This is a genomic window from Saccharibacillus sp. JS10 (assembly GCF_024436065.1).
GTDB lineage: Bacteria > Bacillota > Bacilli > Paenibacillales > Paenibacillaceae > Saccharibacillus.
The window spans coordinates 274,831-293,949 of the sequence record NZ_JANFNS010000005.1; the positions used below are offsets into that span (position 1 = coordinate 274,831).

Genomic DNA, 19,119 nt, shown 5'->3' on the forward strand with positions numbered 1-19,119 from the left:
ACTCACTCATAAAAATAAGCCATCAACGCTTCGTCGTATTCTCGTCCTTCATACTGCAAAGCATTTTTCTCGGTTCCGTAGATCTCAAATCCTAACTTTTTATAGAGGTTGATCGCAGCTTGGTTCGTCGTGACCGCACATAGATTAATCTTTTTCAGACCTTCTAGCTCTTTCCCTCGGTTGATGACTTCTTTTAATAGACCTTGTGCAATTCCTATACCGCGATATTCGGGTGCTACATAGACTCCCCAGATGATTCCTTTGTGTTTAAATTTAATGCCTAGTTCTCTTCGGAATCCGATCATCCCAGCTGCTTTGTCTTTTTCTGTAAAAGCCATTAACATATAATTGTCAGGCTCGTCTTTGATTCGCTGCAATACGTCAGACATCGGAGTTTGAAGAGAATCTTCATAAGACGCTCCGAATGTTGTTGGGTTCGTTCTCAATGCTTCTAGTCTTAATTTCCAGTACGCTTCAACGTCTTCTTTGGTCACGTTTTTAATGTAAAACATTGATAAACCCTTCTTTCTAATTTATTCCCCAACTTGCTTTAGCTCATAGGTAATCATCTGCCCTGCTTTTTCAGGCTCTGTATTTTGCTTGTAATCAGCGGACTTCATCACAATTTCGTATCCTAGCTTCTCAACCATCAAATCAAATTCATATTTTCCGTACCAACTTAGAGGTAATCGTTGTAACTCGGTCTTCATTAACTTTCCGTTTTTCCATTTCTCGTATTTTAACAACGACACTATTTTTTGTTCCAGAACATTTAACTCGATTCGTTTGTCTTCAAGTGTAATGACTTCATCGCTCGGAGTGTCCCATGATTTGGTTTGAATCAGAAATGGAGTGAAATCCGTGGGCATAAACAAGTCCAAAATCAATCTTCCGTTAGGCTGCAAACAAGACTTAAAATGACGTAGTGCTGAAATTGCTTGCTCGCGTCCTTCAATTAGCTGAAAAGATCCACCGGGGATAATAATGGCTTCATATTTGTGAGGGATTGAAAAATCGTACATCTCTGCTTTAAAAAGATTCGGCTGGAGCTGGAGCTTGTCACATCTTTTTTTGCAGGATTCCAGCATCGCTTCGGAGTTATCCAATCCATCGATATCTATTCCGGCTTGAAGCAAAGGAATCAATACTCTTCCGGATCCACAGCCTACTTCAAGCACTTTTCCTTGAGTAGTGGACAGTCGATCTAAGTAAAATTCTACATCGCCAAATGTAAAACCAAGTGGTTTGCTCAAATCGTATACTTCTGTGCAAAGTTCGCCGTATGTGTCGTACATGTGTCGATCACTCCTATTCTTTATTCCTGTATTTCTCCATTCCAATTAACGATTTTTATTTCTTTATCTTTTGATAGACACCAGTCAATGATGTCTCCTACTAGCTTTGGCGTAATAATTCCATCATCCCATTTTGGCGTTAACACTCGTCTATAACCGATATATTCTTCTATCCAGCCTTCAAATTCTTTTCCCATGATCACTATATTCGGTTTTTGCTTTTCATTGTTATGCTGACCCACTTCATAAGTAATCAGAAAGTTTTTATCTTCAGAAATAATATGCAGCTTATTAAGCCCTTCGTCGTCAAAGTCTGGTTGGACGTACCAATAAAACAACCGATTTGAACGTATGATTTTACGTTTGTATTTTTTTCTTACACCCATACTTCACCTCAAAGAGTTCGTTTCATTTTTCGTAAGATATTGACGCATTAGTCGATCTGCTTATTATACGTATTCGACTATATCCGCTTCGGTATTATATATGGCTGTTCTCGTATCATTTTTTAACACGAATTTTTCTTGACCCTTCGAGTCGATACAATAGGCAATTGGAATCGATATTTTACTATCTTTAAAAGCTCCATCGCTATGGCTTGTCCCAATCACCATCACTTGACTCTGCACCGCGATCTTTTTAGCTGTATTAATCCATTCCTCAAATTGTGCTTCGCTAAACATCCCTACACCAATCGGATGGATCATCAGGCCTAGTTCCTTCCCTTGCACTTTTTCCCGACCTTGTAGAACTAACTCATCGCACAGTATAAAACCTATATGTATTCCTTCTACTTTAACAATCGGAGATTCATCGTATTTGGCGCGATCTAGCTTGATCTCACCTACTCGATTAATAATAATCGCTCGATCTTTAGGCTTTTTATGACCTGAAATGATTGCGGTATCGTAAGCTTTCGCCAATGCACAAGCTTCTTTCACGTTTTGATTTAGATAACCTTCTGGATAGATCGCAAGATCGATGGCATGTTGATTGTTCATCAGCTCTGCTTCAAGTTGCGTCAAACTTTTTTCTAACTTCGGCTGACCGATTAAGATTTTCATAATTGATCTCCTATCCTACTGTATCGTGACCCGCAAACCCCTTCATACTTTCTCTCAACAAACTAACGCCTTCTTCGACGCTTTTCATATTTTCGTCGTCATTCATATGATTCCGCGCATGTAGCAATACCGGTCTCAAAGACTCTACCGAGTTCCCGAATTCGTACATCCATTCATACCGAGGAACCATCCATAAGTGAAAGTGATGCGTCGTATCTTCGTTATAAAAGTAATACACTTTTTCAATGCCTAATTGTTTTCTTTGTTCGCTTCTTAGTTTGTGGATCAACGACATATATTCGGTCTGCTCGTCATCCGTTAATTCGTCCATGCAGTAAAAATGTCTTTTTGCAGCCAATATCACTAAACCTCTGATCGGGTAAGCGATATCTTGATGCACATGAAAGTTTTCCGATTCGTAAATGACTCCGCCTGTAGACTCAATCAAACCACTTGTTAAAGCGCAGCTTACACATTCGATTTCTAGCGTTCTTCCGTCCGGTAATGTAATTTGCCTCGGCATGATAAACCTCCTGAGTAGGTTGGTAACGTTCTCATTTTGATAATTATTAAAAAGCCAATTCCTCCGCTACTTTAGAAGAAAGTTCCCTTCTGGTCATCGATCATTTTTCTCCATTCTTCTTCCAAAATACTCATCTCGATCAGATTCCAATATTCATTTTTGTACCTTATCGCGTCTCTAAATAATCCTTCTTTTACGAAACCCGCACTTTCGTAACATTGTATAGCCGAGGTATTAAAATCAAAGACGCCTAAGCTAATCCGATGCAAATCGAGTTCGTTGAATCCGATACGAATGGCATGTTCAATAATCTGTTTTCCATAACCTTTACCTCTGTGAGCTTGATTGAGCAGGACTTTACCGATTCTTCCTGATCGATTAGATCGGTCTATTTTTCCAAGCGAGATGTGCCCTACAAGTTCATTCGTATGTTGTTCGACTGCTTTATAAATGAATGTACTAGAAGTTTGCTTATCGTTTGCTCCTTCCAGATAATCAGTTAACTGCTCGACGGTTAGAGGATATTTAAACTGAGGTCCAGACCATTGGAGCAAAAACTTCTCATCTCCGCTCCATTCCATTAATGAATTAAAATCAGCAGGTTCAAAATATTCAAGAGTAATCATACGAATCTATCCCTTCGGTCGTTGGTGGGTAACCTCTATGCGTAATATCCGCCATGCAACAAATATTCTTTTGTTTCTTTATAGTGTTTATAAATTTTACTGAATGCTTTATTGGCTTGATGCTGATCTTTGGTTTCGCTTAAAGAAGGTTTAAGAACTTTCACGATTTCTTTCATATCGGTCTCAAGTGAGGGTTCGCTCGCGATCAGTTTCTCTAAATCCAATTCAAAGGTTCCTTCCAAATTTTCCGAACAATCGCCGTAGCTATAGACTGCTGTAGTGTCATGTGTTTGAAGCAGCTTGAATCGGATGCAAATCGCCATAGAATTCCTCTGTTCTTTTTGATTTAATGTATGACGGAAGCATAGGTGGGATATCACGAAAAGCTTTTCGTTTCCTGTAAGGTTTTTAAAAATGTACGGGTTTGCTTGGGAGACGTTAAAATATAGACTTCTTTCTCTCCTTTTAAATTCTCCAACATCTGCAATATACCTGGTCTTTTGTCGCGCCTATACCTCCATATCCAATTCAAGAACTGAAGGTCGACTCTTTCTTCGCATCCATTTGCCATATCAGGTCGTGACTTGCCTCTATATGAAAGGTTCTTTTTATAGCTCGGTAGAGGCTGATGTAAGTAGGATAATCCAGATAGATGATCGTATCCGCTTCCCGTAAGCGAACGTTCATCGTTCCTCCGTAGTTGCCATCAATGATCCACTCTTTTTGCAAGACTAACTCTTCCATCAACCGGTTCCACTCTTCTTTTGGCGTTGGCACCCATCCCGGGTTCCAGTTCAAAGCATCCAAATGAAAAACAGGAAGTTGCCTGATCTGCCCTAATTTTAAAGCTAAAGTCGATTTTCCTGATCCGCCTGAGCCAATGATCGCGATCTTTTTCATGTTGTGTACCTTTTGACTCCTTTCCGCCTACTCTAGTCGCATAAAAAGTAGAAGTTCTGGATTAAAGCTCTTTTTATCATATAACTGAATTCAAGTTGCAAGAGCACGTTTGATGTTCCCTTTCGCTTCATCTATCAATCTTTGATCGCCCTCGCTAATTGCCTGCATCATGATCAGCATGGGAATATATAGGGCAATCAATCGTGCCAATATCTTTGTTTCTTCATCCACTTCTCCATACACGTCGAAAAAAGTTGAACGTGCTTCTGGAGGTAAAAAGCTATATCCAATATTCAAGTCGCAAGCCGGATGACCGATGTTGATATCTCCCCAATCAATAATGCCTGAAATTTTACCGCTCTTATCTACCAGCATATTTTTGAAATGAAGATCGCCGTGAAGGAATGTATGCTTTTGCTCAACCTTTTGAATACTAAGCTGTTCCAAATAATTCACTAAAGCCAAATACTCTTCTTCGCTCAAATGAGGGGCAACGTTAGGCAGGAATGTGTACATCTTTTTTTTACGCTCTTCAATATCCGTCAAATTTCTATGATCTTGTTGAACTCCATGTTCTAAGGCGACTTGCACGGGGAACGTATGTAAGTTTTTAAGAAATACAGCAATTGTTGTTGCCGAAAGAGCACGTTGCTTATCCGTTAATCCGATCGGAAAATCGCCAGGTAAATAGGAGTAGCCTAGAAAAGGTGCTGGATAACCATAGTCCGCTTTTCCAAAAAATAATGGCATCGAATAATCCAGCGAACAATAGTCTTTAAGCTTGGGCAGTATCTTTTTCTCGATCTCCAAAGAAGGTATAGCAAATTCTCTTCTCGGAAAACGGAATACATATTCAGTTCCCACAAGATAGACCGTATTGTCCCATCCATACCCTAGTTTTTTCACGCTTTTTGAAGCTAGCTCCGGGAATTGGTTGCTTATTAATCGACATGCCAATTCCTGCGATACTTCCCACTCTGCATCCCATTGATTCGAACTTCCCATATCTTTTATCTCCCTTATGCAATCGAAGATTTCCGTCACAGTATCTTTACCAATTCTAAATTTGCGTAAGTCGTTTCGGAATGTTCGTTATCTCCGTAGATCCCGCTCGCATGATTGAACCCAGATTTAATCCAAAACTTCAAAGCTCCCCAATTTTTCAAAGCTACGTTAATCCGAATTTCTTTATATCCTAAAGATCTCGTTTCTTCTACAAATTGATGAATAACTTCTTGTCCAAAGCCTTTCTTTTGAATACGCTTATCGATATATAAAAATTCAAAATACATAGAATCCGTAGACGGATACCCATGATAGATGCTCAATATTCCTATGATTTTGGCGTCTTCTTTCGTTCGAATGGTTTGTATGCTGTAATTTTCCAACTTCCCGTCGGGAGGTAGATTCCCTTTGAAGAAACCGTCTTTGATATGCTCTGGATTATAGGTTTGTCCATCCCATTGATTCATGTATGTACTCGTTTCGTAAATCTCTTGCACGGATGCAATTTCTTCTTCTTTTAGATCGGATAGAATCAGCCTTTGGGAAGTCCAGTTATTTGAGATCAGTTTCATGATTTTGTCCCTTCTTTTGTAGCATGGAAAATGAATGATCTTGCTTGTGGCGTAGCTTGTTCAAACTCCCAATCTCCATAAACTTGAATGTGCGAAAAGTTAGCTTGTCTTAACGAATCATAGATAGCTTCTTCTGTTCTGAATTTTAGTTCCATTTTTTCATGAACGAGGACTTGACCTGTATCTGCGACTTTGACCGTTTCATAGAAAGTAAAAATATCGTCCACAAACCCTTCATATTGCGTCCAGATCTCAAGAGTCTCTCCAGTCAACGCGTTTTTTGCGATATCAGGTGTAGTGTCCAAAGCCCAATGCTCCCAAGCTTTTGCTAATGGGTTTCGTGTATCAAAAATAAAGCTGCCGCCGGGTTTTAAAGCTCGGTACGCATCGGCAAGGACATTTCTCCAGCTTTCTTCCGTAAGAAACACTTGCGCGACATTCGCGGTCATGATGATGGCTTCGAAGGCATCGGTTTGCAGTTGCGCACTATCGCCAACTATCCATTTTACAACTCCCTGAGATTCTTTGGCTTTCGCGTATTGAATTGCTTCTTCATGTGGATCAATAGCGGTAACCTCATAACCTTCTTTTGCAAAATGGGTCGTTAATCGCCCTGTGCCGCAACCTAAATCCGCTAAAGTCTTAACGTTGATCTTCTTTAATAAGGCTAAAAAGAATTCATCGTCTTTGCCCCAGCTATTTACTTGATCGTATACCAATGGAATCATTTATTTACCTGCTTTCTACACATTTATTTCTTATTTCTTTCTGGGAATGATATAGGCTTTATCCGTTTTCTCAAATCCGATCAGGGGATAGAATTCGATGGCTGCTGGAGACGAAATTAATACCAAAGACGTCTCGTCTCCTAATAAATCTTGCAGTCTATTCACTAATTGCTTTCCGATTCCTTGATTTTGATAGTCTCGATCTACTGCAAGGTCCGACAAATAGCAAGAATACGAATAATCGGTCAATGCTCTTGCAATCCCGATCATTTTATTACCATCCCATGCACTAATCATGATGTCCGAGTTGTCTATCATTCTTTGCACTCGATCTATATCTTCGTGCGGTCTTTTTATTCCTGATTTTTCAAATACTTTGGCTACGTCTGTAGCGTTGAGTCGTTTGTCTTCTGAGTATGTGATCATTGTCATGGCTCCTTTTTGCTTTTTAATTCAATGAATTGCCCTCATGGCTAGTATCTATATCTTTGCCACTACCATTTAAAAGTAAAGAAGCGCTGACTTGGCGTATTCAGTTAAGGTCTATTCAAAAATATCATCCATTTACGGAATTACTAATAATGAATGATTCAATATATCTTTACTCTATTAACGGCTTACACTGTCTTAAGGTTCTGTTGAGATCAAGCTTCTCACAGAGAATATAATTACTTTTTTAATATTTCTATTGCGTTCTCTAAGATTGTCTTATCGCGTATCATCATGAATTTTGTTGAGTAATCAGTGCAACGTGTTAACGAATTGTTCATTACTTCTAATGCGTTTTCTAAAGTCATCCATTTCATTAACATCCCTGATTCTATTTCACTAGCACTTAATTGTATTGCCTCAGGCTCTCCGTTTACCTTTGCTATATAACAATATGAAACTTGCATAAAATCATTTCTATTTTTGTGTTCTTCAATATACCCTAGCTCGTAGATTATCTTAGCTACGTACCCTGTCTCTTCTTTAATCTCTCTTGTAAAAGATTCTTCTTTTCTTTCGCCTTCTTCAATTCCTCCACCTGGTAACTTATATAAGTTGAGTTCTGACATGCACATCATAGCTACATAATTACGCTCATCAATAAGTACACCTCTAGAAGCGTATCGTGTTGCATTTTTTATTATTTTTATAGGACCCGCAAACATATCACTGTCTGTTATTCTCCTAATCAATTTCAATTCGATTACCTTCTCCCTCTAATCATCTTAAAGTATCTTCATCTCCAACATGTTGGATTTCACTCAACACATAACGTTTCTCTTTAGATCCTTGGTACGAAACAAAATACTCTTTGTTCACTGCAATAAGATTCCAGACCTTTGCATCTTCGACTTCTATTCGTACTTCCTCTATTTCCTCGGCACTTGAGTTATAACCAATAATCCATTTTTCTTTGTAATCGTCAGAATAATGTTTCTCAGTCACGCGAAGAAATGTTGCGATTGAACTCGTAGTTGTATGGCTCTGTTTTTCGCAACCAGTAAAGATCGTGACCAACAGTATTAAAGCAAAAAATGTTTTAAAGGTTTTAAAAATCAATTTAATTCTCTCCTCAAGTCTTAAGACGTACAACATTGACCAGTACAAACAAAGCAGCGGACGCAAAAGCGCCCGCCGTACTATACCGTTCATTATATAATATCTTACATTAATAGGTCATTCAAACAAATAATTTGACTTCCTTTACTTTCGTAATAACGCATCATCTCGTCTATTTTCTTTTTATCGTAACTAGTCACGCAATCGGATAAGACATTAACGCTATAATTGGCTTTGCGTAAGTTGTAACAAGTGGACTTCACGCAAGCTACAGCATCTGCTCCTGTTATGCAGAACTCATCTATTTCATGCTGATCGATAAAGTCGGCAAATTCTTCGCAGCTTAATGCATTTTGTTTGGATTTAGTAAAAATATTTTTGGATGCGATTTGCAAGTCTACAGCTAACTCAGATCCATATGTATTAGGCTTAAGTGTTCTTGTGCCGGCTGATAAATTTTCATGCTTGATATAAACAACATGAATGTCATTATCGACTGCCCAATCAATAGCTTGATTAATATTGCCGATCACATCTTTGTAATTTTTGGTGATATCATTTTGAATATCGATGATGACCAAAGCTTGTTTTTGCATGATACTTCCTCCAAATGGTTGATTTGCTTGCTTGTTTATCATACGTTGTAATTATTGACAACAGTATGGCAACAATCTGCAAGGGCAATAACCAATATTGAAGGGCGGCTATCCCATGAAAGTGGACAGGCTTATTAGCATTATTATGATACTTCTTGATAAAAAGCGTATAGGCGCACAGGAATTAGCCGATCGGTTTGAAGTTTCACCCCGCACAATCTACCGCGATATCGACACGATCAATATGGCAGGAATTCCTGTTCGTTCTACATCGGGAGTCGGCGGCGGCTTTGAGATTATGCAGGAATATAAGATTGATGGGAAGGTTTTTTCGACTGCGGATCTTTCTGCTATCTTGATGGGGCTTTTGAGTCTTTCTAACATGATTCATGGCGATGAACTGATAAATGCCTTTGCGAAGGTCAAAAGCTTTATTCCAGCCGAACGAGCAAAAGACATTGAAGTAAAAGCAAATCAAATCTATGTAGATTTAAGTCCGTGGATCGGCAACCGGAATATACAATCTTATTTAGAAATGATCAAAACAGCTATGCAGCGAAGCAAGCTACTTTCTTTTAACTATGTAGACCGCTACGGAAATCAAACTACGCGAAAAGCCGAGCCTTACCAGCTTGTATTGAAAAGCAGTCATTGGTATTTCCAAGGGTATTGCCTTAACCGAAACGATTTTCGCTTATTTAGACTATCCCGTATATCAAACTTACTCATTCAAGAGGACGTATTCACGCCACGGGGTTATGAAAAACCGCAGTTAGATTTCACAGACATTTTGAAAACGCTCCAAACAAAAATCAAAATCCGTATTCATCAATCTGTCATGGACAGGGTATTGGATTATTGCACGTATGAACACTTTTCGCCAGACGGTGATGAGCACTACATCGTTAGTTTTCCTTTTATAGAGAACGAATACTATTACAATGTTCTTTTTAGTTTCGGGGATAAATGCGAGTGCTTAGAGCCAGTACATATTCGTGCAGAAATGAAACGTAGGATATATCATATCGCTGCGTTGTATGAACGTTAATACGTGAAGGAATGTGAAAAAGATAAACGATTTTGATTATTATATGAAAGAGTAGCCCTCCAGAATACAATCAATCACGGTGTATAAAATGTTTAACGCCTTGATCTTCCACACTCATTTTCAGTAATTCATCTTTAATAAACGAAGGGACGATTTTGTGTTGATCAAGCTCTTTCAGATCGATCCACCTATTTCGGTAGCCCGGTTCTATTCCAATCTCTTCTTTCTCTTCATCAACTGATTGAATGGTTACCCTGTAATAGAACCCAATTTCGTGAAACTTTTTCCCTTCTAATTCAAAAAAATTCTCTACGATCCATACCAGTTGATGCCCGCTCACTTCAAATCCGAATTCTTCTTTAAGTTCTCTTGAAAGGGTCTCCGTTGTATCTTCATGAAGCTCCACTCTGCCACCCGGTAGAAACCAATAATCTTCTCCTTCCGCTTGTTGAAAAAGTATTTTATTGTTCTGAATAACGATACATGCGGCACGAAAATTAAATTTACTTGAATCGATGTCAAAAGAAATCATCATTGGTGTTCGCCCCTCAGATTAGGATTGGCTGCTACTTACGTCCGGCATATCTATCTATAGCTTTATATCTTCTACTTTTCCTATTACTTTTTCAATCTTAATGGTTCCAAAAAATCTACTATCGAGACTGTTTTTTCTGTTATCGCCTAACACAAAAATTGTATGATCAGGAACCTTCTGTTCAGCAAAATCTAGCGTGTATCTGTCTCCGTATTTATGCCTGTTTTTGATTTCGTCTTCAATATACGGTTCATCTTGAATCTGATTATTGATATATAGTTTATCATTTTGAATTTTGACAGTTTCTCCAGGTAAGCCTATCACTCTTTTGAAATACTGTTCCTCGTTCGGAGTAAAAAACACGACAATATCACCGCGTTCAAAAGGATTACTTTTGTAATATTCTTTGTCCACCAACAATTTATCACCGGGCGATATTGTAGGTTCCATAGATGGTCCTTCCGCGACATACTGCGCATAGGGACTTAATTCTGCTCCAACCCCAGAAAATAAGATAAGAATAATAAATAGAATTTGCATCTTTCATTCCTCCTTTCGTCTATTCAAAACTTCTTTTCAATAAGTCATTAATTAGAAAGCTCATCTATGGCTTGAATCGCTAATTCCAATGATTTTATTCTTCTTTGCAGAAGTGTCTTTTGCGGGCTACCTTCTTTTGCCTTATCATAACTGGAGTTGACCGATGGTAATAATCCAGCAAGAACATTGCGAGCCGCTGTTATTTCTTCTTGGTTATAAGAATGGGGTGTTTTATTCCAAACCAATTCCAGTACGGATAGACCCACATATAGAGCTTGAAGTCTTTTCGTGACTAAAGTAATATTTGCTCCTTTCTCCGTCATCTGAGCCTTGGCATTTTCTAATTTACGGATTGTAGAATGAAAGGACTGGATAGACTCTAACTTCTCTGCATCAGTGACGTTTTCCATTCTAAGTAGTCCTTTCTTGAGTGAATCGATACATGTAGCATATCTAATGGATGTTTGAATACTTAAAAATACAGAGAATAAGACACCGAGGTTCATTTTCGATGACTTATGATTTATTACGCTGTATCTTTTTCATTTGGCGAGTTCTTTAAGTGCTTTTTTGTTCCAGGCTCGTTATAAGTGTAATGCTGTTCTAACTTTGAGCTATTCAGATGTAAGATAGGTTAATTTTCTGATCAATTCATCGATATAACTCATCTCTGTTCGCAAATAAAAATTAGCTTTATACTGATCTACTCCGCTTGTCTTCTCTATCATTTCAATTTCCAGAGCAATGTGCATACTCTTGTTATAAAAATAAGGCCTCAAAAAAAAGTAATTCGAAGTTTGATCGCTTTTATCGCTTACTATCCATTCAAATGTTTGTTGATGATTCACAAAACAAGAAAGACCTTCAATAAGATCATTAATCATCGTACTATCTACATAAACATCTATATTACAAGATATATTCTTTGATATCGCCCTGATCGATAGCTCAATAAGGTGTTCATCTTCCCAAATCTTCTGAAAAGATAAGACTGACTCCATATGCTCACCTTCTTAATTATTGATTTGAAAAGTTTATTTAAGTACCGCTTCTTTGAAATATTGCCAAACTGTATTGGTATTGGTCTGCCGTCCTCGTATACGGCTAAGTCAAAACGAAGAGTTCAAAAAATGATCTTTAAAGTTCCAATACATTTCATTATTCAAATTCTTTACACACCATTGATAATGACCGTCGCTACAATCTTCAGAATAGAAATTCGCAGAAATCAGACTGAAGATCAATACATAAAAATAAAGTTTGCCTCTGACTTCTTCACCGAGCGTACTAATCATTACGTCTAAATACCTTTCCAAAATATTCGCCTTCAATTCATCGTACATATCAAAAAATACCCAACCTGTCGCAATATCGAATAAGTAATCGCCATACATCGTCATTAATCCAAAATCGATCAAGCCGGTAATTTTGCCTTCTTGATTAACAAGTAAATTCCCTGGATAGAAATCTCCATGGATCAACGAATAGTTACCTTGATATTCAGACGATAAATTCGCCAGTATTATTTTTAGTTTTTCTTCATAATGCACAACATCCTTTGAAAAATATCTATTGACCTCATTTTGTTTTTTCATGACATATTGCTTTAACAGATCATGCCAGTCCTTTTGATGAGATGCTGGAATTCTGTAGTCATCGAATAACTTGTATCCTTCAAACTTCGGATTTAATTTCACCGCTTGCATTTCCAAACTTGCCGAAAGGTAAGTCTTCATCATAGAATCTATCTGTTTGTCATTTAGTCGGGATAACACATTCTGCATATTTTCCCCTGCGATTCGTTTTTCAATAGTGACCACTAGGTTATCTTCATCCGCAATATCGTAGATATAGGGAAATTCAAAACTAACATCGCTAGATTGAATAGAATCGTAAAGATGTTTTAAACGTTCCTGTTTTTCGTAATTGGATGTGCCATTATATATTTTTAATACTTTATTTTCACCATAACGATAGACTTCGGCTTCCATTCCGGAACCTATTAAATCGGTTTCGTTAATGTTGTATGTTCTCAGTACTTTTGATTTTGCGTCTGTATTAGGCATCACCGGGAAGCACCTCTTATCTTTTTAAAATAGGATGAGTGTAAATAAAGCTCTCATTCGGCACTTATACTAAAATCTATTCCATATTGAACAAATCCTAATTTTTGAGCTACTCTTTGAGAATGTAGATTGTCCCATGACGTACTATATAAAGGAATGTAGCCACGGCTTCTCACATCATCACTCCAAAATGACACCAATTGAGTTGCAATTCCTTTTCCTCGATAAGGTTCAATCGTATGTAAGCTGGCTTCAATCGCTTTATTTGTTTTTCTTGCGCTGCAACAAACTGAAACGGCATGATGTTGATCTACAAAAGCGATTATTGGACTTCTATATTCATATTCTTCGTTCACATCATTGAAATATCGATTTAAATAATGTCTATTCGATTCCGTAATGACGCAAATATTTTCATCTCGGATAGGGATGTTAAGTTCAGGAATTCTGTAGGCCGGTCCGGTCCATATACTTTTTAAACTTTTATATTTACTTAAAGCGTTGTATAGCAGAACGATGTTTAGATCCTTCTGAATGATTTGGTCAACCTCTTCTATCACTGTTTGAGGAAGATCGACGCTTGAGTATTTAAAAATTGCAGTTGAAGTCTTGCCCAAAAATAGAAGCGGAGCATTGGTGTGCTGCTTAGGTTCGTTGATACCAATGATTTGGTTGCCATTAAGCAGATATAAGGTTTCCGCTTGAATCTGCATTAAGTCATTGTCATTTAACAAAATCAGTATTAGCTCCTGTCTGTTTGTTTTTGTCTTGACGCTAATTTTTTGTGTTGTTCCTGTATTCGCTGCAGGACGTTTGCGGGATATGTAGCATATGTCCGCAACGTGAATATGATGTGATTGGATGAATTATTCTTCTTCGGATGCTCTAAATTCACTTATTTCTTTTATATGTTGAATAATTTTCGAAGTCTCACTAGGATCTTTAATTTCAAATACATAATTAGCTTCATTTTTAGCAGGTTGAACTTCTTCTATGTTTGTCTGTCTCTCTAACACTTCTAAAAAGTTTGAAGCATTTCTAAATATAGCTTTACTTCTTTGAGATCTTCCAATGCGTTCTTCCAATAAATCATTAGGCAAATTAAAGTAAACGATTACACTTTCAAATCCATTGTCGTGAAAGTTCTGGAGTATGTCGCTTCTTACTGTTTTATTTAAATTAGCGTTACTTAAGATCATATGCATATCGCTTTGCTCCATTGCGTAACGAACAACCGTATTTGTTATCGAAAATTTCAAAGTATTAGCGCCTTCTGTGGCTAGAAGTTTTTTATAGTGACTATTAATAAATTCGGCATGATTATCCTGATCGATGACTATGGCTTGTTGTAGGATGGACTCTAACTCTTTGGCAAACGTGGTTTTTCCACTATGAGTTTTTCCGATCGTCATAATTATTAGACGGTTCATCAAATATTCTCCAATCAGTATTTTGAAAATCTTTCAGATGGCGTTACTATGTTCATCGCTTGAAGGATATCGAGTATCCGACGATTACCGGATCAAAAGTATATGTACGGAGCACAAATTGTTCACTAACGTAAAAATCTACTGAACTTATACGTGTTCTAGAGAATTTTCTAAAGAGATTGTCCAGTGTCCGTCGATATTTTCGATTTTATGTATCCCTGTATTTGAAGCTGGGAAAGATTTATTTTTATTTGTCCATTCTAAACCTTTTAGAATATGATAGATTACGCTTATAACTCCACCGTGAGTAACAACAACTACATTCTCAAGAGGATTCTTCAATGATTGTTCTTCACATAAATGTCTGAAGGTCTTCTTAATCCGTAAATAAAAATCCTGTGGACTCTCTCCGCCAGGGTACTTCTCGTCCATGCGCAAGCTTGAAAAATATAAACCTGGGAACCGCTCATCAACGATTTCATTAGGCATTCCTGCAATTACGCCGTTATTTGTTTCTCTCCAGACATTGTTAGTTTCAATAGGCAAATCCAGAAAATTAGCAATTTCGTTTGCCGTATCCAGTGCTCGTTGCAAGTCACTACTTACAATACGATTTATTTGAAAAGAACTTTGATTATCCTTAAGATAACGACCTAGTTTTTCTGATTGCCTGTAACCTTCAGTATTAAGTCCTCTTTGACTCCATCCCCCACGATAACCTTCATCGTCCACACCATGTCTGACAAAATAAATAGCCAAGTTTCTTTCCTCCTAAGTATATTGTTATCTGGATTTAGTTGATTCGGATTTTAATCAGACTTGATTGTCATTGATTTCTTATAACGTTTTTACATTTATGAATCGACATATGTCTGGTGTCCAGCGACTGCCGAACCAATGAAGATTACAAGATATCGGGGTCTCCCTGAGGCTACTTACAACATGCTCTTTTACCTATTTCGTTACTCTTGTTTTAACTATTATTCTGGGACTTCAATGTATTCCGACACTCTTGATTTCAATACCTCTATTAATTCTTCATCCATATATTCATAATCATCCGGTATATTCAAGCATATCAAGCGTTTGTTTATTAGTTTATCTGAGAATTTATCTTTAAGCCTTCTTACGTGTTTTTTCTCCATTACAAAAATCATTTCTGCCCATCCAATGTGTCCTTCTGTGACTCTAATTCTAGCTCCCTCTTCTGTTCCAGCAGATCGTACTTGATATTCATTGTATGCATCAAAAATCTTCTCTGCTGTTAAGCTGCGCCATTTGTTTCGACTGCAAATAAATAGTAATTTAATGCTTCGTCACCTGTCTCTTATCTATTATTTTGGTTTATTGTATTTAGCTATTAACCGGATTTCTTATAAAATCTAATAAAATCAATCTTCCATATTCTCATTCAAGTAATTTTATATATCTAAACTCTTGCCTGCTTTTTCTTTCTACCCGTTCTCTTTCTGTCAGTTGATCTATTCGATCCTTCGAAGTTAATCCTGTTTCCTTAAAAAGATGTATTTCTACATCCACACTCCAATCTTGTATATTTACTTGTTGACTAGAGACTTTCCCCGGCTCTTCTTCTGCATTGACTCTTATCACTTTCCCCTTCTCAAGAAAAAACGAATATTCTAACGCTTCAGTTACTATTCCTTTTATTGGCCCTAAGATTTGATGAGAAATACTTAAAATCTTGGCTTCTACCTCGCGATCCTCTGTTGATGCAGGACCATTAGCGAAAGCCGGTTGTTCTCTTTGTAAATAAAAATAGTCAGTATCACCGACTACGATAGACTGATCTAGTTCATACCAACATGGACTCCATTTAGTCATCATAAAAGAGCTTCTTTCTTGAATTTGGTTTTATTGATTTCTGATAATGTCCCTGTATTGACGACTCGACGAATGCCAAAATGTCCGATCAAGCACGTATTCACGCAGCGTGATATTATGTATCGATTCCTTCTTCGTTTCAGCCAACATAAGATTAACGAATATCGCAAAAGCAGCTAAAGGATAGGGTTATAAACACCATCGAAATTAAATCGGTATTCATTGTCGATACGAATATAACCAAGAATACAGTCCTTTTTATTCCTTCTCAAAATACTAGAATAGTTCTCGTTATCTCTATTTCCCTCAGCAACTAAAATTTCATGTTCTTCGCACGAAAGTACGATTCCTATATGATCATGCGGGTGATCGGATAACAGCTTGTTATAGACAACGATATCTCCGCGTTCCGGCATAAAACCTTCCTCATTCTCAAGATGGAAAAATCCAGTCTCGGGTAGTTTCGCCCATTCTAATATTGCACCAACCCCCGCTAACCGATAACTTGCATTCGGATAACGGATAGGAAGAATAAATCCAGCTACCATGCAACAATGATAAACAAATGCGGCGCACCAATTGTTTTGGAGTACTTGATAGATTTCAGAGTCAGGCCAGTATTGGCAAATTTCACGGTATCGTTTATCCTCTGGAATCCCTATAATCTTTTTCCCAGCTAGATCTTCCGAAATGTCAGCCAACAATTGGCGCCTGTTTTCAACGTCACTAGAAGCATCAGACCTTTCAATTTTGCCCTCTACAAAATCTGCTTGGATTGCAAATTCGTCTAGTAATCTTGAAAGTCTTTTAGCATCCAGATGGACTACAGCTTGCTCCGTGTTCTGTAAGAAGTTATGCAGCACAATAGCATCTTTGATTAATTCATCGTATGGACCATGAGTTTGTCTTCTCTGATCTTGATAAAATATTGCCCGCAAAATAATAAGTTGCTCTTCAGTGGAGAAAACCCCGAAATCTCTTAGGATGGGCCTAACCGCCTCAGCGCTATTGATTCCAGGATAATGATGAATACCCGTTTTATAATTGTAAAAGCAATGAAGTAAACCTGCGATTGCGGCAATTTCCGGTTCAAGCCCTCTTTTCATTGCGATCATCGAGGCAAGAGAGGACACTCCATATAGTCGAACAGTAGCTTCCTGATTTTTTAGCGCACTGTTATCCGTAGTACATATCGTTTCCTTGATAAATGTACGAATACTTTCTAATCGTGATTGTAAAATAGTCAAAACGATCCCTGCTTTCTTGACTTGGTAATGTGTGACTATACTATTAGTAATGCAGCTCATTTGTGATTGGATTATGTATATGGATTTCCGATAACGTTCCTGTATTCACCTGATGTATATCGATTCCCTGATGAATGCTGTAAAAAATCTTTTGACGAAATCAGGTTAGTTTTTGTTCAAATGTTCGACTGATGCAAATTCTTGAAGATTCAAAAAGTCTATTCCGTAATTGATTTTAGTAATGGAACACTCAGAGACCAAGCTACTTTGTTCGACTACGAAGTTCGGGTAAAATTCATTTAGTATACTTTGATCAAAAGTATTAGTGAGGTAATCAGTTATTAGGCCGCCGTGAGTAACGAGAACGATATGACTACCTGATGGAAATTGATGTGCGAAGTCTTTTAAAAGAGACGAAAGTCTCTCGGAAGCCTGTCTTGCAGAGTCACCTATAGGTGGCAAAAAATCAGGATCGCGTGTACATCTTTCCCACATTTCTACAAACTCATCAAAGCTTTGCCCCGGTAAATCTCCCCAATTCGCACGTTCCCGAAGCCGATCATCAGTCAGGACTTTTGTGTTGGTTTCTGATGCAATATAATGTGCGGTTTCTTGCGCTCTTCTGAGGGGACTTGATAGGATGGCTTCTATTGGTATTTTTGAAAAGTATTTGGCTGTTTCTTGTGCTTGTTTGATTCCTGCCGGAGTAATTGAAACATCACCGATTGCTTTCTCCTTTATGCCATGTCTGACAAGATAAAAACATAAGTTCACAAACAATCCCTCCCAGAATAGATGAAGTTATTTATTGGTTTTCAAAAGTTTTTATGCTGATTTCTTGTAACGTTCCGGTATTCAAGGCCCGGCGCATGTCGGGTGTTTGGCGAATGTCAGATTAAGGGCGAATACACAAAGCGTGCATATTATGTTATGCGAAGTACCCTCTTCTCTGAATGATCCTTCATACACTAATTTTTTATCCAATATCTTTTTATTACGTTGCCATCATCTTCTATGAAATCCTCATCTGGTGTACCGCCATTTTTTATGATTGTTTTTTCGGATGCTACATTGACCGCGTCACAAACGACTAAAACTTTACTTATCCCTAATTTCTTTGCTTCCTTTAGAGCAAGTTTCAATAAAAGAGTGGCATAACCTTTTTGCCTTTCTGTTGGACGAATACCGTACCCAATATGTCCGCCCGCATGATTTAAATATTCCGACAATCTGTGCCTTATATTCACTGCACCTAACACTTTGTTGTCTTGATTAATCAGCCAATAGGTTGAATCTGGAACCCATCCTTCGGGCAATCCATAACCCTGTTCATTGTCCGATAAGGACTTCAACATACCTTGAAAGTCGCTTGGATCTTTACTAACGACCCAAGGGACGGTGTTCTCACCCGATTTGATCCATTCTTGATAGAATGATAAATATTCATTTTTCAATTCTATTTGCGGTTTTACTAATTTTAATTCGCTCATGATCATGGATTCCTTTTGGTTTATATTTTTAGGGCATTGCGTATGACGTGTTCAGCTTTTTATT

28 protein-coding genes and 1 pseudogene are annotated in these 19,119 nt (G+C 37.7%); 1 reads left to right on the forward strand and 28 read right to left on the reverse strand.

Annotated features, from left to right (window positions below; genetic code table 11):
* Positions 1 to 2: 2 nt before the first annotated feature.
* The 15 genes and pseudogenes from NOM90_RS16230 to NOM90_RS16300 form a co-directional block, all read right to left on the reverse strand.
* Positions 3 to 512, reverse strand: coding sequence for a GNAT family N-acetyltransferase (locus NOM90_RS16230; RefSeq protein ID WP_255943410.1), 510 nt, complete (start codon positions 510 to 512; stop codon positions 3 to 5).
* 21 nt (positions 513 to 533) lie between these two features.
* On the reverse strand, positions 534 to 1,295 hold the full coding sequence (locus NOM90_RS16235) for a class I SAM-dependent methyltransferase (RefSeq protein WP_255943412.1): 762 nt from the start codon (positions 1,293 to 1,295) through the stop codon (positions 534 to 536).
* Positions 1,296 to 1,315: 20 nt separating this feature from the next.
* On the reverse strand, positions 1,316 to 1,681 hold the full coding sequence (locus tag NOM90_RS16240) for a hypothetical protein (protein ID WP_255943414.1): 366 nt from the start codon (positions 1,679 to 1,681) through the stop codon (positions 1,316 to 1,318).
* A 63-nt stretch (positions 1,682 to 1,744) separates the two neighbouring features.
* Positions 1,745 to 2,359 (reverse strand): hypothetical protein, encoded by a 615-nt coding sequence (locus NOM90_RS16245; RefSeq protein ID WP_255943416.1) that lies wholly within the window; start codon positions 2,357 to 2,359, stop codon positions 1,745 to 1,747.
* Positions 2,360 to 2,369: 10 nt separating this feature from the next.
* Positions 2,370 to 2,882 carry an HIT family protein gene (locus NOM90_RS16250; protein WP_255943418.1) on the reverse strand — a complete coding sequence of 171 codons (513 nt, stop codon included), beginning with the start codon at positions 2,880 to 2,882 and terminating at the stop codon, positions 2,370 to 2,372.
* A 71-nt stretch (positions 2,883 to 2,953) separates the two neighbouring features.
* Positions 2,954 to 3,508 carry a GNAT family N-acetyltransferase gene (locus NOM90_RS16255; RefSeq protein ID WP_255943420.1) on the reverse strand — a complete coding sequence of 185 codons (555 nt, stop codon included), beginning with the start codon at positions 3,506 to 3,508 and terminating at the stop codon, positions 2,954 to 2,956.
* Positions 3,509 to 3,543: 35 nt separating this feature from the next.
* A complete protein-coding gene (locus NOM90_RS16260; protein ID WP_255943421.1) occupies positions 3,544 to 3,831 on the reverse strand; it encodes a hypothetical protein in 288 nt (95 codons plus the stop codon).
* Between the two features lie 53 nt (positions 3,832 to 3,884).
* A pseudogene (locus NOM90_RS16265) lies at positions 3,885 to 4,408 on the reverse strand (DNA topology modulation protein).
* Positions 4,409 to 4,498: 90 nt separating this feature from the next.
* On the reverse strand, positions 4,499 to 5,413 hold the full coding sequence (locus NOM90_RS16270; protein WP_255943423.1) for a phosphotransferase: 915 nt from the start codon (positions 5,411 to 5,413) through the stop codon (positions 4,499 to 4,501).
* Between the two features lie 35 nt (positions 5,414 to 5,448).
* Positions 5,449 to 5,985 carry a GNAT family N-acetyltransferase gene (locus NOM90_RS16275; protein ID WP_255943425.1) on the reverse strand — a complete coding sequence of 179 codons (537 nt, stop codon included), beginning with the start codon at positions 5,983 to 5,985 and terminating at the stop codon, positions 5,449 to 5,451.
* Positions 5,982 to 6,713: a class I SAM-dependent methyltransferase gene (locus NOM90_RS16280; protein WP_255943426.1), complete on the reverse strand. Its 732-nt coding sequence runs from the start codon at positions 6,711 to 6,713 to the stop codon at positions 5,982 to 5,984. Before NOM90_RS16280 ends, NOM90_RS16275 begins: the two co-directional genes overlap by 4 nt.
* 30 nt (positions 6,714 to 6,743) lie before the next feature.
* Positions 6,744 to 7,139 (reverse strand): GNAT family N-acetyltransferase, encoded by a 396-nt coding sequence (locus NOM90_RS16285; protein WP_255943428.1) that lies wholly within the window; start codon positions 7,137 to 7,139, stop codon positions 6,744 to 6,746.
* A gap of 242 nt (positions 7,140 to 7,381) precedes the next feature.
* Entirely contained in the window at positions 7,382 to 7,900 is a 519-nt protein-coding gene (locus NOM90_RS16290) for an NUDIX hydrolase (protein ID WP_255943429.1), read from the reverse strand.
* 22 nt (positions 7,901 to 7,922) lie between these two features.
* Positions 7,923 to 8,261, reverse strand: coding sequence for a hypothetical protein (locus tag NOM90_RS16295; RefSeq protein WP_255943431.1), 339 nt, complete (start codon positions 8,259 to 8,261; stop codon positions 7,923 to 7,925).
* A gap of 104 nt (positions 8,262 to 8,365) precedes the next feature.
* The gene (locus NOM90_RS16300; protein ID WP_255943433.1) at positions 8,366 to 8,857 is read right to left on the reverse strand and encodes a cysteine hydrolase family protein; all 492 of its coding nucleotides are present in this window, start codon (positions 8,855 to 8,857) and stop codon (positions 8,366 to 8,368) included.
* Positions 8,858 to 8,972: 115 nt separating this feature from the next.
* On the opposite strand from NOM90_RS16300, the gene NOM90_RS16305 reads away from it, so the two are divergent.
* On the forward strand, positions 8,973 to 9,905 hold the full coding sequence (locus tag NOM90_RS16305; protein ID WP_255943435.1) for a helix-turn-helix transcriptional regulator: 933 nt from the start codon (positions 8,973 to 8,975) through the stop codon (positions 9,903 to 9,905).
* A gap of 70 nt (positions 9,906 to 9,975) precedes the next feature.
* Here NOM90_RS16305 and NOM90_RS16310 read toward each other — a convergent pair whose 3' ends face one another.
* From NOM90_RS16310 to NOM90_RS16370, 13 genes are all read right to left on the reverse strand, one after another.
* A complete protein-coding gene (locus tag NOM90_RS16310) occupies positions 9,976 to 10,440 on the reverse strand; it encodes an NUDIX hydrolase (protein ID WP_255943437.1) in 465 nt (154 codons plus the stop codon).
* A gap of 54 nt (positions 10,441 to 10,494) precedes the next feature.
* On the reverse strand, positions 10,495 to 10,980 hold the full coding sequence (lepB, locus tag NOM90_RS16315) for a signal peptidase I (RefSeq protein WP_255943439.1): 486 nt from the start codon (positions 10,978 to 10,980) through the stop codon (positions 10,495 to 10,497).
* 47 nt (positions 10,981 to 11,027) lie between these two features.
* On the reverse strand, positions 11,028 to 11,390 hold the full coding sequence (locus NOM90_RS16320) for a hypothetical protein (RefSeq protein ID WP_255943441.1): 363 nt from the start codon (positions 11,388 to 11,390) through the stop codon (positions 11,028 to 11,030).
* Positions 11,391 to 11,594: 204 nt separating this feature from the next.
* On the reverse strand, positions 11,595 to 11,981 hold the full coding sequence (locus tag NOM90_RS16325; protein ID WP_255943442.1) for a hypothetical protein: 387 nt from the start codon (positions 11,979 to 11,981) through the stop codon (positions 11,595 to 11,597).
* 108 nt (positions 11,982 to 12,089) lie between these two features.
* Positions 12,090 to 13,046: an aminoglycoside phosphotransferase family protein gene (locus NOM90_RS16330; RefSeq protein WP_255943587.1), complete on the reverse strand. Its 957-nt coding sequence runs from the start codon at positions 13,044 to 13,046 to the stop codon at positions 12,090 to 12,092.
* A gap of 53 nt (positions 13,047 to 13,099) precedes the next feature.
* Entirely contained in the window at positions 13,100 to 13,780 is a 681-nt protein-coding gene (locus NOM90_RS16335; RefSeq protein ID WP_255943443.1) for a GNAT family N-acetyltransferase, read from the reverse strand.
* Between the two features lie 132 nt (positions 13,781 to 13,912).
* Positions 13,913 to 14,476, reverse strand: coding sequence for an ATP-binding protein (locus NOM90_RS16340; protein ID WP_255943445.1), 564 nt, complete (start codon positions 14,474 to 14,476; stop codon positions 13,913 to 13,915).
* A 147-nt stretch (positions 14,477 to 14,623) separates the two neighbouring features.
* Positions 14,624 to 15,235 carry a histidine phosphatase family protein gene (locus NOM90_RS16345; protein ID WP_255943447.1) on the reverse strand — a complete coding sequence of 204 codons (612 nt, stop codon included), beginning with the start codon at positions 15,233 to 15,235 and terminating at the stop codon, positions 14,624 to 14,626.
* A gap of 221 nt (positions 15,236 to 15,456) precedes the next feature.
* Positions 15,457 to 15,786, reverse strand: a complete 330-nt coding sequence (locus NOM90_RS16350; protein ID WP_255943589.1) for a low molecular weight protein tyrosine phosphatase family protein — start codon at positions 15,784 to 15,786, stop codon at positions 15,457 to 15,459.
* 97 nt (positions 15,787 to 15,883) lie between these two features.
* Positions 15,884 to 16,321: a hypothetical protein gene (locus NOM90_RS16355; protein ID WP_255943449.1), complete on the reverse strand. Its 438-nt coding sequence runs from the start codon at positions 16,319 to 16,321 to the stop codon at positions 15,884 to 15,886.
* Positions 16,322 to 16,494: 173 nt separating this feature from the next.
* A complete protein-coding gene (locus tag NOM90_RS16360; protein WP_255943451.1) occupies positions 16,495 to 17,565 on the reverse strand; it encodes a CHAP domain-containing protein in 1,071 nt (356 codons plus the stop codon).
* 165 nt (positions 17,566 to 17,730) lie between these two features.
* Complete coding sequence (locus NOM90_RS16365; RefSeq protein ID WP_255943453.1) at positions 17,731 to 18,339, reverse strand: histidine phosphatase family protein; 609 nt, start codon at positions 18,337 to 18,339, stop codon at positions 17,731 to 17,733.
* A 194-nt stretch (positions 18,340 to 18,533) separates the two neighbouring features.
* The gene (locus NOM90_RS16370) at positions 18,534 to 19,055 is read right to left on the reverse strand and encodes a GNAT family N-acetyltransferase (protein ID WP_255943454.1); all 522 of its coding nucleotides are present in this window, start codon (positions 19,053 to 19,055) and stop codon (positions 18,534 to 18,536) included.
* Between the last annotated feature and the right edge of the window lie 64 nt (positions 19,056 to 19,119).